The sequence below is a fragment of the Guyparkeria sp. genome (genome assembly GCF_046540515.1).
Classification (GTDB): domain Bacteria; phylum Pseudomonadota; class Gammaproteobacteria; order Halothiobacillales; family Halothiobacillaceae; genus Guyparkeria.
This window is the reverse complement of record NZ_JBKHFB010000023.1, coordinates 1-13,570: the sequence shown is the minus strand read 5'-3', so window position 1 is coordinate 13,570 and position 13,570 is coordinate 1. Positions and strand designations below refer to the sequence as shown.

At 66.1% G+C, this 13,570-nt stretch carries 11 protein-coding genes; 10 read left to right on the top strand and 1 reads right to left on the bottom strand.

The window, feature by feature from the left end; genetic code table 11:
* The first annotated feature begins 95 nt into the window (after nucleotides 1–95).
* From guaA to ACLFRM_RS04630, 6 genes are all read left to right on the top strand, one after another.
* On the top strand, nucleotides 96–1,697 hold the full coding sequence (guaA, locus tag ACLFRM_RS04655; RefSeq protein WP_410754554.1) for a glutamine-hydrolyzing GMP synthase: 1,602 nt from the start codon (nucleotides 96–98) through the stop codon (nucleotides 1,695–1,697).
* A 52-nt stretch (nucleotides 1,698–1,749) separates the two neighbouring features.
* Nucleotides 1,750–2,217, top strand: a complete 468-nt coding sequence (locus tag ACLFRM_RS04650) for an NfeD family protein (RefSeq protein WP_410754553.1) — start codon at nucleotides 1,750–1,752, stop codon at nucleotides 2,215–2,217.
* Between the two features lie 22 nt (nucleotides 2,218–2,239).
* Nucleotides 2,240–3,262: an SPFH domain-containing protein gene (locus ACLFRM_RS04645; protein ID WP_410754552.1), complete on the top strand. Its 1,023-nt coding sequence runs from the start codon at nucleotides 2,240–2,242 to the stop codon at nucleotides 3,260–3,262.
* A 40-nt stretch (nucleotides 3,263–3,302) separates the two neighbouring features.
* The gene (gene tadA / locus ACLFRM_RS04640; protein WP_410754551.1) at nucleotides 3,303–3,800 is read left to right on the top strand and encodes a tRNA adenosine(34) deaminase TadA; all 498 of its coding nucleotides are present in this window, start codon (nucleotides 3,303–3,305) and stop codon (nucleotides 3,798–3,800) included.
* 89 nt (nucleotides 3,801–3,889) lie between these two features.
* Nucleotides 3,890–5,779: an ATP-binding cassette domain-containing protein gene (locus tag ACLFRM_RS04635; protein ID WP_410754550.1), complete on the top strand. Its 1,890-nt coding sequence runs from the start codon at nucleotides 3,890–3,892 to the stop codon at nucleotides 5,777–5,779.
* Nucleotides 5,780–5,961: 182 nt separating this feature from the next.
* Complete coding sequence (locus tag ACLFRM_RS04630; RefSeq protein WP_410754549.1) at nucleotides 5,962–7,881, top strand: methyl-accepting chemotaxis protein; 1,920 nt, start codon at nucleotides 5,962–5,964, stop codon at nucleotides 7,879–7,881.
* Nucleotides 7,882–7,973: 92 nt separating this feature from the next.
* Here the strand turns inward: ACLFRM_RS04630 and ACLFRM_RS04625 are convergent, their stop codons facing one another.
* Complete coding sequence (locus tag ACLFRM_RS04625) at nucleotides 7,974–8,426, bottom strand: TerB family tellurite resistance protein (protein WP_410754548.1); 453 nt, start codon at nucleotides 8,424–8,426, stop codon at nucleotides 7,974–7,976.
* 93 nt (nucleotides 8,427–8,519) lie between these two features.
* On the opposite strand from ACLFRM_RS04625, the gene ACLFRM_RS04620 reads away from it, so the two are divergent.
* The 4 genes from ACLFRM_RS04620 (at nucleotide 8,520) to grxD (ending at nucleotide 13,401) form a co-directional block, all read left to right on the top strand.
* Nucleotides 8,520–9,254: a M48 family metallopeptidase gene (locus ACLFRM_RS04620; protein ID WP_410754547.1), complete on the top strand. Its 735-nt coding sequence runs from the start codon at nucleotides 8,520–8,522 to the stop codon at nucleotides 9,252–9,254.
* Nucleotides 9,255–9,316: 62 nt separating this feature from the next.
* Entirely contained in the window at nucleotides 9,317–11,083 is a 1,767-nt protein-coding gene (locus ACLFRM_RS04615) for an N-acetylglutaminylglutamine amidotransferase (RefSeq protein ID WP_410754546.1), read from the top strand.
* Nucleotides 11,084–11,233: 150 nt separating this feature from the next.
* Entirely contained in the window at nucleotides 11,234–12,835 is a 1,602-nt protein-coding gene (locus tag ACLFRM_RS04610; RefSeq protein ID WP_410754545.1) for a diguanylate cyclase, read from the top strand.
* A gap of 227 nt (nucleotides 12,836–13,062) precedes the next feature.
* Nucleotides 13,063–13,401 (top strand): Grx4 family monothiol glutaredoxin, encoded by a 339-nt coding sequence (gene grxD / locus ACLFRM_RS04605; RefSeq protein ID WP_410277810.1) that lies wholly within the window; start codon nucleotides 13,063–13,065, stop codon nucleotides 13,399–13,401.
* Nucleotides 13,402–13,570 lie beyond the last annotated feature (169 nt).

The window sequence follows — 13,570 nt, the reverse complement described above, 5'->3', positions numbered from 1 at the left end:
TTTTGCATCGACCCGGCCTCGCCTGCCGGGTCGAATCGTTACAGGGCCGATGCCGGACGGGCATCGGCCCCACGCTGACAATCACGGACCACACGATGACCGTTTCACCGACCATCCCGCATCCCGACATCCACGCCGAGCGCATCCTGATCCTGGACTTCGGCTCGCAATACACCCAGCTGATCGCCCGCCGCGTGCGTGAGTCGCGCGTGTACTGCGAGATCCATTCCTGGGATGTCGACAATGCCTTCGTCCGTAACTTCAACCCCACCGGCATCATCCTCTCCGGCGGGCCGGAGTCGGTCATCGACCCGCAGAACGCCCCGGCCGCCCCGGAGATGGTCTTCACACTGGACGTGCCGGTCCTGGGCATCTGCTACGGCATGCAGACCATGGCCGCCCAGCTCGGTGGCAAGGTGGAGAATGCCAGCCACCAGGAATTCGGTTTTGCGAAGGTACGAGCCCGCGGCCACACGGCCCTCTTGAAGGACATCGAGGACGAGGTCACCGAAGAGGGCTTCGGCCTGCTCGACGTCTGGATGAGCCACGGCGACCACGTGGTCGAGCTGCCCGAGGGGTTCAAGCTGATGGCCTCGTCGGACAACGCGCCGATCGCCGGCATGGCCGACGAGTCGCGGCATTTCTACGGGCTGCAGTTCCACCCCGAGGTCACCCATACACGCCAGGGCGCGCGCATCATCCACCGCTTCGTCCGCGACATCTGCGACACACAGGGCCTGTGGCGCTCGGAGGCCATCATCGAAACGATGATCGAGCAGGTGCAGGAAAAGGTGGGCGACGAGGAAGTCATCCTCGGGCTGTCCGGCGGGGTGGATTCCTCGGTGGTCGCCGCCCTGCTCCACCGCGCCATCGGCGATCAGCTCACCTGCATCTTCGTCGACAACGGCCTGTTGCGCGAAGGCGAAGGCGACCAGGTGATGCGCACCTTCGCCGAGCATCTGGGCGTGCGCGTGATCCGCGTCGATGCCCAGGAGCAGTTCCTCTCCCGTCTGGCCGGCGAGCCGGACCCGGAGAAAAAGCGCAAGATCATCGGCAACACCTTCATCGACATCTTCGACGAACAGGCCGGCAAGCGCGAGAACGCCCAGTGGCTGGCGCAGGGAACCATCTACCCCGACGTGATCGAGTCGGCCGGGTCGAAGACCGGCAAGGCGCACGTGATCAAGTCGCACCACAACGTCGGCGGCCTGCCCGAGCACATGAAGCTCGGCCTGGTCGAGCCGTTGCGCGAGCTGTTCAAGGACGAGGTGCGCCAGATCGGTCTCGAGCTCGGCCTGCCCAGCGAGATGATCATGCGCCACCCCTTCCCCGGCCCGGGGCTGGGCGTGCGCATTCTCGGCGAGGTCAGGCACGAGTACGCCGAACTGCTGCGCCGCGCCGATGCCATCTTCATCCACGAGCTGCGCGAGGCCGGTCTCTACGACCAGGTCTCGCAGGCCTTTGCCGTGTTCCTGCCGGTGCGCTCGGTCGGCGTGATGGGCGACGGTCGTCGCTACGACTACGTCGTCGCGCTGCGCGCGGTGGAGACCATCGACTTCATGACCGCCCGCTGGGCCCGCCTGCCCTACGAGTTCCTGGAAAAGGTCTCGCTGCGCATCGTCAACGAGGTCCGCGGCATCTCGCGGGTGGTCTACGACGTCACCGGCAAGCCGCCCGGCACCATCGAATGGGAATGAGCCTCGCCGAGCCGGGGCAGCCGGGCTCGCAACCACGCAACGGAGAGCACTGATGGAAGGATTCTCGCCCGCCTGGGCCTGGGCCGTGATCGGGCTGGTACTGGCACTCGCCGAACTGCTTACCGGCGCGTTCGTGCTGCTGGCGCTCGGGGTCGCCGCGCTGATCACCGCGCTGCTCTCCGCCCTGACCGGCATGGGTCTGGTGGTCCAGTTGGTGGTGATGGGCATTGCCAGCGGCATTCTCGTGCCCCTGGCCATCTACCGGATTCGCCCGATGTTCAGCCCCAGGGGCGTGAAGTACGGCACCACGGGGGCGGGCTCCGAGGCGGGCAAGACCTTCACGGTCGAACCGATGCGCTTCGACCCCTCGCTGCCGGCGATCCGCGTCAACGGCGACCAGTATCGAATCCAGCCGGTCGACGAGCACGAACGACCGTCGGATCGGCAGGTTGACTTCGGCCAGCACGTGCAACTGCTCCGCTTCGAGGGCACCATCGCCCTGGTCCGGCCATCGGACTGAACCACGCAAAAGGAATCGTCACATGGGTATTTCCGCCGGGCTCGTCATCGCCCTGATCCTCCTGGGCCTCGGCCTGTTCATCGTCATCAAGGGGCTGCTGATCGTGCAGCAGTCCGAGGTGATGGTGATCGAGCGCCTGGGCAGCTATCACCGCACGCTGGAAAGCGGCATTCACGTCATCATCCCGTTTCTCGACAAGCCGCGTTCGATTCAGATGATCCGCTACGAGAAGGTCGGCAAGGAATTCCAGCCGATCGCGTCGTTCGAAAAACGCATCGACCGGCGCGAGACGGTCATGGACTTCCCCGGCCAGCCGGTGGTCACCACCGACAACGTGACCGTGAACATCAACGGGGCGCTGTACTACCAGATCATCGACCCCAAGCGCGCGATCTACGAGATCGAGAACATGAGCCAGGCCGTCGAGGTGCTGGCAAAGACCACCCTGCGCTCGGTGGTCGGCAAGATGGAACTCGACAAGCTGTTCGAGTCCCGTGGCGAGGTCAACGACGCCATCCAGGCGGCGATGGAAGAGCCGGCATCCAAGTGGGGCGTGAAGATATCCCGCGTCGAGGTCCAGGACATCTCCATGCCGCAGGAAGTCGAGGAGGCCATGCGCCTGCAGATGGCCGCCGAGCGCCGCCGCCGTGCGACCGTCACCGAAGCCAACGGCGAGCGCGAGGCACAGATCGCCATCGCCGAGGGCGAGAAGCAGTCCGCCATCCTCAACGCCGAGGGCGACAAGCAGGCCGCCATCCTGCGTGCCGAGGGCGAACAGCAATCGATCACGCTGGTCCTCCAGGCACTCGGCGAATCCGACGAGAACAAGCAGACGGTCGTCGGCTACCTGCTGGGCCAGAGCTACATCAAGCAATTGCCGGACATTGCCAAGGAAGGCGAGCGGATCTTCATCCCCTACGAGTCCTCCGCACTGATCGGCTCGATGTCGATGTTCCGCGACGTGGCGGGCACGCCGGAAATGGCCGAAGCCGCGGCCAGGCAGGCCCTGCGTGGCGGGGTCGTCGGTGGCACGGCAGGCGGCTGAGCCGGCCCGCATCGCCCTCATCGGCTGCCGCCACACCTCAATGAAGCCGGCGTCTCCATCACCTGACGGTACCGACCCGGCCACGATCGGCCGTGACCGCCATTTCCTGACCGAGGCACTCGCCCTCGCCCGGCTGTCCATCGAGGCCGGCGAGGTCCCTGTCGGCGCGGTCGTGGTCGACGCCCAAGGCACGATCATCGGGCGCGGCCACAACCGGCCCGTGGCCCTGCACGACCCCAGCGCCCACGCGGAGATTCTCGCCATGCGCGAGGCGGGAGAACGGCTGGGCAACTATCGCCTCGACGACTGTACCCTGTACGTGACACTCGAACCCTGCCCCATGTGCCTGGCCGCCGCCTCGCACGCGCGCATTGCCCGGATCGTCTACGCCGCCCCCGACCCGCGCGCCGGCGCCTGCGGCAGTGCCATCGACCTCAACCGCGCCGACTGGCACCACTTCCGCCCTGTCATCGACACCGGTCCCTGTGAGACCGAGGCCGCCGAACTGCTCACCCAGTTCTTCCGCGATCGCCGCTGACGGGCATAATCCGTCCGCGTCGGAGCGAAGCATCCGCGTACAATGTGCCGCTCTCAACTTTCACACCTGCCTTCTGACACCTCGATCCCATGCCCCTTCTGACCGTAGAAAACCTGCAATTCGCCATCGGCGACCGCAAGCTCCTCGACCACGTCAACCTCACCATGGAGCGCGGCGACAAGTTCGCGCTGATCGGCCGCAACGGCGAGGGCAAGTCCACCTTCCTCAAGATGCTCGCCGGCATTCAGCGCGCCGACGACGGCCAGATCCGCCTCGAGCCGGGGGCCAGGGTCGCCTACCTGCCGCAGGATCCTCACCTGGACACGGACGACTCGGTGTATTCCGTGATCGCCGAGGGACTGGGCGACCTGCACGACGTGCTGACCGAATACCACCGGCTGGCACAGAACGCCGACAACGACGCGGCGCTCGACCGCCTCTCGACCCTGCAGCACGAACTGGAAACCCGAGACGGCTGGATGGCCGGGCAGAAGATCGACGAGGTGGTTACCCGGCTGGGACTCGACCCCGACGCCTCGGTGCGCGGGCTGTCGGGCGGCGAGCGCCGCCGCGTGCTGCTCGGCCAGGCACTGGTGCTCGAGCCCGAGCTGCTGCTGCTCGACGAGCCGACCAACCACCTGGATATCAGCGGCATCGAGTGGCTCGAAGACCTGGTCAAGCGTTTCAACGGCGCGGTGGTCTTCATCACCCATGACCGGGCGTTCCTCAAGCGGCTGGCCAACGGCATCATCGAGCTGGACCGCGGCCACCTGACCACCTGGCCGGGCGACTACGACAACTACCTGCGCCGCGTCGAGGAGCGCGCCAATGCCGAGGCGCAGGAGAACGCCCGCTTCGACAAGACGCTCGCGCAGGAGGAGATCTGGATCCGCCAGGGCATCAAGGCCCGCCGGACGAGGAACGAGGGCCGGGTACGCAACCTGGAGAAGCTGCGCGCCGAGCGCGCCGCCCGGCGCGAGAAGGCCGGCCGCGTGGCGCTTTCGGCCGACTCGGGCAAGACTTCCGGAAAGATCATCGCCGAGACCGAGCACGTCGATGTCACCTTCGGCGACAAGACCGTCATCCGGGATCTATCCACCACGATCCTGCGCGGCGACCGCGTCGGGCTGGTCGGCCCCAACGGTGCGGGCAAGTCCACCCTGATCAAGCTGCTGCTCGGCCAGATCGAGCCCACGGCGGGCAAGATCAAGCGCGGCACGCAGCTCGAGGTGGCCTACTTCGACCAGCACCGCGCGCAATTGCGTGACGACTGGACCGCGCTGGAGAACCTCTGCGACGGTGGCGACCGGCTGCAGGTGGGCGAGTCCAACGTCCACGGCATCGGCTACCTGCAGCAGTTCCTGTTCACCCCCGAGCGGGCACGCACCCGGGTGGAACTGCTCTCCGGCGGGGAACGCAACCGCCTGCTGCTGGCCAAGCTGTTCGCCAAGCCCGCCAACCTGCTGGTGCTCGACGAGCCCACCAACGATCTCGATCTCGAGACCCTCGAGGTGCTCGAACAGGCGCTGGCCGACTACGACGGCACCCTGCTGCTGGTCAGCCACGACCGGGCGTTTCTCGACAACGTCGTCACCAGCCTGCTGGTGTTCAAGGGCGACGGCGAGATCGAGGAGGTCTTCGGTGGCTATCAGGACTACCTGGAGCGCCACGAAGCCAAGACCACCGCGCCCGTCTCGCCGAAGACGACCCGGTCGACGGCCGGCAAGGGCTCGTCACCATCGCCGAAACCGAAGAAGACGAAGAAGCTCTCCTACAAGGATCAGCGCGAACTCGACGCCCTGCCCGCCCGTATCGAGGCACTGGAGGCCCAGCAGGCCGAACTGCAGAGCACCATAAACGACCCGGCCTTCTACCAGGGCGATCCCGCCAAGATCGAGAGCACGCTCGCGCGGGTTTCCGAACTGGAACGGGAACTCGAGGCGATCCTCGAACGATGGATGGAACTGGAAACCAAGTAAGACCGGTCAGAACCATCCGGTCGGATGGCAATCCGGCCCGCCTTTCGCCGCTACGAACCTCGTCGTGCCAACAGCACCTTATTGCCCCATAGAAATATTGTGGTTAAAGGTTCCGGCGGATCAGCCGATCAAACGAATCCAAAATCACCTGCAACTCGACCCAGACGAAGCGGAGTTCACGCATGCCTGCCCTGTTCAAGAATCTCACCATCGGTGCCCGACTTGCCCTTGGTTTCGCCCTGGTCATCATTTTCATCGCGGCCCTGATCATCCCGCTGGTGATTTCCGAGTTCTCGGCCACGATCAAGCAGGCGCAACAACGCGAGCTCAAGAGCCTGTTCGAGAGCGCTCAGGTCGAAATCCGCGCCGAGGGTCGGCTGGCCGAAGCATTGAGTACGGCCGTCTCACGCATTCCTGACGTGGAACAGGCCATGGCCGATCAGGATCGTGACCGTATCCGCGAACTGACCCTGCCAATGTTCGCCACCATGCGCGATGACTACGGCGCCCGCCAGTTCCAGTTCCACCTGCCGCCGGCCACCTCCTTCTTCCGGGTCCACAACCCGGCAAAGCATGGTGACGACCTCTCCAGTTTCCGGAATACGGTGCTGGCAACCAACAACGAGCAAAAGCGCATTCGCGGTCTCGAACGGGGTGTCGCGGGTCTCGGCATGCGCGGCATCGCCCCGATCAGCCACCAGGGCGAGCACCAGGGCAGTGTCGAGTTCGGCATGAGCTTCGGTCAGTCGTTCTTCGACAAGTTCAAGGATGGCAACGGCGTCGACATCGGGCTGTATCTGGAGAGCGACGGGGGCAATTTCGAGACCTTCGGCTCGACCCTCGACGACCCGTCCGCACTCGATCGCGAGCAGCTCCTGGCGGCCCGGGGCGAGACGACGATCTGGGAACACGCGCTCGGTGAGACCCCCACGGTGACCTATGCCGACACCATCGACGATTTCTCCGGCGAGCCGGTGGGCGTGCTCGCGGTGAGCATGGACCGCAGCGAATACGTCGAGCGCCAGGCCGCCGCCCGCAACAAGGTGATCTCCGTGATGGCGGTTGCGATCGCCATTGCCGCCATCATCGGCTTTCTGATCACCCGCAGCATTACCCAGCCGCTGCGTCGCACCGTCCGGGCGATGGACGACATCGCCGCGGGTGACGGCGACCTGACCCAGAAACTCGACGAGAGCGGCCGCGACGAGATCGCCGACCTGTCGGCCGCGTTCAACCGCTTCGCCGGCAAGATGCGCGAGTCGATTCACGAGGTGGCCAATTCCACCGGCCAGCTCTCTGCCTCGGCCGAGGAGCTCTCTCAGATCACCGCGGACACCAACGAGGGCGTGCAGCGGCAACGAGAGGAGACCGAGATGGTCGCCACCGCGATGAACGAGATGACCACCACGGTCCAGGACATCGCCCAGAACGCCTCGGGCGCCGCCGATGCCGCCCAGAATGCCGACGAGGAGGCCAAGGACGGTCAGCGCGTGGTCAACGAGACCATCGACCACGTCGCCGCCCTGGCCGACGAGATCGAGGCAGCCGGTGGCATCATCGGCAATCTCGAGGCGGCCAGCGAGAAGATAAGCACGGTGGTCGACGTAATCCGCGAGATCGCCGAGCAGACCAACCTCCTGGCGTTGAACGCCGCCATCGAGGCCGCCCGTGCCGGAGAGCACGGCCGCGGTTTCGCGGTAGTCGCCGAGGAAGTGCGCTCACTGGCCAGCAAGACCCAGGCCTCCACGCAGGAGATCCGCGAGATGGTCGAGAGCATCCAGGGCGGTTCCAAGCAGGCGGTCGGCGCCATGCAGAGCAGCCAGGAGCACGCCCGCAAGACCGCCGAGCAGGCCCGCGAAGCCGGCCAGTCGCTGATGACCATCACCCGCGCGATCGAGACGATCACCGACATGAACCACCAGATCGCCTCGGCGGCCGAGGAACAGGGCCAGGTGGCCGAGGAGATCAACCGCAACGTCGCGAACATCAACGAGGCGGCCTCGCAGACCGCCGAAGGCGGCCAGCAGACCTCCACCGCCAGTCAGGAGCTGGCGCAACTGGCCTCGCAGCTGCAGGCACTGGTCAACCAGTTCAAGACCTGATCGTCGACATCTCGAGTTCAGCCAAGCCCCGCACCGATCGGTCGCGGGGCTTTTTTGTCCGGCGATCGGGATTGGCGAGAACCGCACGGGACTCAGTCGGCGGACGCTTCCTCGGCCCGCATGCGCGCGCGGATGAACTCGCTGTGCGGCACGTAGAGCAGATCCGAGATCTGGCGGATGATCGACTCCTCGAGGTGATGCTTGCCGGCATCGGCGTAGGCCACCTGCCACAGGGTCTCGACCACCTGGCACTTGCGTTCCGGGTCGAGCTGCTCGTTGAGCACGCGCACGAACGGGAAGAAGCCGGTCGAATCGTCGACCTCGGCCGCCGCGTGACGGACCAGCGCGTCCGCGTCGTCGGCCGTCATGGCGAAATCGTCGACCAGGGTGCGGCGAATCACGTCGAGCTCCTCGTCGGCCACGTCGAAGTCGGCGCGGGCCACCTCCATCAGCAGGATGGCCACCGCCGCGTCGACGCGCGTCTCCCGCGTGGCCTGTGTACCCGACGCGTCGGGCAGAAAGAGGGATTGCAGGGTCTTTAGCATCGGGGGATCTGTCGGTTTGGCGAAGTGTGCAGGTCGGACCAGCGTAGTCGGTGACCGTTCCCGGTGCCGGGCTCGGGTAGAATTCCCCGCACGATGAAACGCCTGCTCACCAAACGCTTCCCCCAGCCCGGGGTCAGCCATCTCGACCACCCGTTGGGCGAAATCCGGCTGCAGCGGAAATCCATCCGGCACCTGTACCTGCGACTCGACCCGGCGGACGGGGCCCTGCGCGTCAACGCGCCCCGACGGATCAGCGATCGCGCCGTGCGAGCCTTCGTGAGCAGCCGTGCCGACTGGATCGATTCGCAGCGGCGCCGACTGGCCGACCGACCTCCCGTCATCGTCGAGGGACGACTCCCGAACCGACTGCATCTGTTCGGCGAGGAACACGCACTTGTCCGGGAAGACGACGAAACCGTCATGCGGGGGCAGTTGCACCGCGCGTCCGACACCATCCACATCCGCAGCACCGGCGTCGAGCAGGCTCGGGCGCTACTGCGCGAGCATTGCCGCCGACAGTTCAAGGCCCTGCTCGACCAGCGTGTGCCCGCCTGGGCCGATCACATGGGGCTGGCCTGCCCCGAAACCCGCATCCGGCGCATGCGCTCGCGCTGGGGCACCTGCAACATCCAGGCGCGACGCATCTGGCTGAACCTCGAACTGGTGCGCCTGCCGGTGGAGGCCATCGATCTGGTGATCGTCCACGAACTGGCCCACCTGGTCGAGCGCGGCCACAACCCCCGCTTCTACGGCGTGATGGACCGCGCCTACCCCGACTGGCGCCGCTGGGAACCGACCCTGTCCGAGTACGGCATCATCGGCCTGTAACACCGGCCGTTAGGCTAGACTCCCCTTCCCCGATTACAAGCAAGAGACAGGCGAGCGAAGCGATGTGTGGCATTTGCGGATGGCTGGAGACCGGAGCGCGTGACGGCAACCTGACCGCGGTGCGGCGGATGATGAGCCGGCTGGAGCGGCGCGGGCCGGACCACGAGGGCAGCTTCTCCGACGGGCCGCTGGCCTTCGGCCATCGCCGGCTGTCGATCCTGGACCTGTCCTTCCACGGCCACCAGCCGATGATCGACCGCGAGCGCGGGCTGGCGATCGTCTTCAACGGCACCATCTACAACCATCCGCAACTGCGCGAGGAACTGGCCGCACTCGGGCACCGCTTCGCCTCCACCGGCGACACGGAAGTCATCCTCACCGCCTTCCGCGAATGGGGGGCCGACTGCGTGGCCCGGCTGGACGGCATGTTCGCCTTCGCCATCTGGGACATGCACGACGGCTCGCTCTTCCTCGCCCGCGACCGCCAGGGCATCAAGCCCCTTTACCACACGGTCGGTGAGGGGCCGTTCCGCTTCGCCTCGTCCATCCCCGCTCTGCTGGCCGCCGGCAACGTCGATACCGATTTCGACCCCGCCGCCCTGCACCACCAGTTCACCCTGCACGCCGTGGTGCCCGCACCCCGCACCATCTTTCGCGGCGTGAACAAGCTCCCTCCCGGCCACTGGATGCGGGTCGATCGCAACGGCAACCAGACGTTGCAGCGCTACTGGGCCATCGACACCACCGAGGACCACGATGTCCCCGCCGACGACTGGCCGGAGCTGATCCACGAGCGACTTCTGGATGCCGTGCGAAAGCGCCTGGCCATCAGCGACGTGCCGGTGGGCGTGCTGCTCTCCGGCGGGCTGGACTCCTCGCTGATCGTCGCCCTGGCCCACGAGGCCGGGGTGAGCCCGAAGACCTTCACCATCGGCTTCGAGGACCAGCCCGAGGAAAAGGGCAGCGAATTCGAGTACGCCGACCCGGTCGCCGAGCGCTACCGGACCGAGCACTTCCGCTTCCACGTGCCCAACGAGCAGGTGCTCACCCGCCTGCCCGAGGCGGTGCGCGAGATGAACGAGCCGATGTTCGGCCAGGACGCCGTGGCGTTCTATCTCCTCTCCGAGCAGGTGGCCCGCGAGGTCAAGGTGGTGCTCTCCGGCCAGGGCGCCGACGAGGTCTTCGGCGGCTACTTCTGGTACCCGACGATGCGCGACGCAGAAGGCTCGGACCTCGAGCGCTTCGCCCCCTACTACTTCGACCGCAGCCACGAGGAGTTGATGGCGATGGTCACCGAGCGTTTCCGCGGCCCCGATGCCACCAGCGAACTGGTGAAGAAGGGACTGGCAGGCCACGGTGGCGGGTCGTTCGCCAACCGGGTGCTGGGCTTCGATGCCAGCACCCTGATCGTCGACGATCCGGTCAAGCGGGTCGACAACATGACCATGGCCTGGGGGCTGGAGGCGCGCGTGCCATTCCTCGACACGGGGCTGGTCGAGGCGGCCATGCGCGTGCCGGCCGAACACAAGCTCGCCCAGGGCGGCAAGGGCATCCTCAAGGCCATCGCCCGCGGGCGCATCCCGGACGCGGTGATCGACCGGCCCAAGGGCTACTTCCCGGTGCCGGCGTTGAAGTTCGTCCGCGGCCCGTTCCTCGAGTTCATGCGCGAGATCCTCACCTCCGAGACCGCGCGGGCCCGCGGGCTGTTCGAACCGGCCTACGTGGAGAAGCTGCTCGCCGAACCCGACCGCCACTTCACCCGCCTGCAGGGCGCGAAGATCTGGCACCTGGCCGTGTTCGAGCTGTGGCTACAGGAACAGGGGCTGTGACCATGCCCCCCGACGCCATGGGGAAACGGCGGGCCGACCGCGGGTGACAGGGGGCTTATCGGCAATCGAATTTCGACCATACCGAGCAGCGCCGGATTGCGTTAGAGTCGATATCAGGACTTGCTGAATTGACTCAATGGATCGAGACCCATGACCGACGATGCCCTGACCGCGCCCGGGCCGATCGACCTGCTGGACTGGCAGACGACTCCCCAGGACTGGCCCATGGCCGCCGCCTCTCTGCGCGCGACCATCGACGACACAACCGCGAGACGCGCGAACCGGCTGGCCGACCTGCAGAACCAGGTGCGCAGCCTGATTCGAGTCGCTCGCCATGAAAAGCTGCGCGTGTTGCTCGGGGCGCTAAATCGCATCGACCAGGAAATCGCTCAAGAACACACCCGGGGCTCGGCCGACCTCTCGCGACTGAACCGCCTGATTCTTTACTTCGACCGTCTTGTCCAGCACCTGGAGAAGGCTCGGGACGACACCCCCGAAGCCATCGCGCTTTACACCGGTGGCGGCGCCCTGCCCGATCTCGTCAAGGACTCGCTGCAACGCAACGGCTTCGGCATACACCCGATCGACCTTGACGCACCGGATCCGGCCCTGCTGGAGCACACCGGCCTGCTGATCTATCTCGCGAACGACGAAGCCGACCACGAGGCGGAACTCGGCCAGCTGGCCACATTGAAGAGGCGCATGCCCGCCTGCGCCCAGTCGTTGATGGTCAGCCGGCGCGACGACTTCGCCATCCGTGCCGCCGCCGTGCGCACGGGTATCGATCACGTCATCACCTACCCGATCGACTCCGCCCGCCTGAATACCCTGCTTACCGGGGCCCGCGCCTACGAATGCGACGACGAGCAGATTTCCGTGCTGCTGGTCGACGACATGGCCACCACCGGGATGTACTGGCGCAAGCAGTTCGCGCAGGCCAATGTCCGCCTGCTGTTCGAAACCCGCCCCCAGGCCGCCTACCAGACCGCCATCGTCGAACAGCCCGATGTCATTCTGCTCGACCTCTACATGCCCGAAATGGATGGCATGGACCTGGCCCGCATCTTTCGCGAGCACCCGCAGCTCACGGACGTGCCGATCCTGTTCATGTCCACCGAGGAGCGGGACCAGCACCGGCTCGAAGCCAAGCTCAAGGGTGGCGACGACTTCCTCGACAAGTCCATCGCCGGAGCCGACCTGATCCGCATGGTGCGCTACCGTGCCCAACGCTACCGGCAGGCACTCGCCGAACGACGTACCGACTCGCTCACCGGCCTGCTCAACCACCGGGCCATCACCGCCATGGTCGACAGCGAACTCGAGCGGGCCATCCGCCAGGAGCAGCCCTTGTCGGTGGCGATGATCGACATCGACAACTTCAAGCACATCAACGACACCCACGGCCACCCCAGCGGTGACCGCGTGATCCGTCGGCTGTCGACCCTGCTCAACACCCGGCTGCGCAAGTACGATGGCGTCGGTCGTTACGGCGGCGAGGAATTCATGGTCGTCCTGCCCGCCACCCACATCGACACGGCCGCCGAGCTGATCGATCGCCTGCGCGAACAGTTCGCCGAGAGCGCCGTGACCACCGAGGCCGGGGACACCATCCACTGCCAGTTCAGTGCCGGGGTGGCCGGATATCCCGAGCACTTCACCCCGCAGGAGATCATCAGTGCCGCCGACGGTGCGCTCTACCGCGCCAAGCAGGGCGGCCGAAACCAGGTCAAGGCGCGCCTGTCCGAGGACTGAATCTCCCCGTCTCCGCTGTTGGCACCTTGCCCGGCCGCACCCTCTGGTCCCAGGGGGCTGTGGGATGGCCTCCAGGCCGACTTACCCCGCGTTCGAGCACCTGCCGGCACCCTCGACCCTTGCCAAATCGGTACGAATTTGGTCCCATATAACCCATCACAGCCAGTTGGGGCGCTCGTCATCCGCGAGGCCCTGCCAGACACCGAATTCAACGGGAGACCATCACCATGGATGCTCTTGAGCGCATCGACCAGTTCGTCAAGGAAAACCCCATCCTGATCTTCATGAAGGGCACCCCGCAGTTCCCGACCTGCGGCTTTTCCAGCCGCACCGCCGAGGCGATGAAGGCCTGCGGCGTACCGTTCGGCTACGTCAACGTCATGGCCGATCCTGAGATCATGCAGGCCCTGCCGAGCTACCAGGACTGGCCGACCTTTCCGCAGGTCTACGTCAACGGCGAGCTGATCGGCGGCGCGGACATCACCATCGAGATGTACGAACGCGGTGAATTGAAGCCGCTGTTCGAAGAGGCAGTGGCCAAGGCGGAAGCCGAGAAGGGCGAATAACCCGCAATGCAGACACGCACCGATCGGAGACCCGGCTCAACAGGCCGGGTTTTTTAGTGGCTGCGGCCCGAACGAGGCTCCGGCACAAGATACACCTCCGCGGATGTCACTTGCTCTCGGCAAGATCGTCAGGACGCGAGCCAACGCCGAGATGCTCTTCCTGCGACCG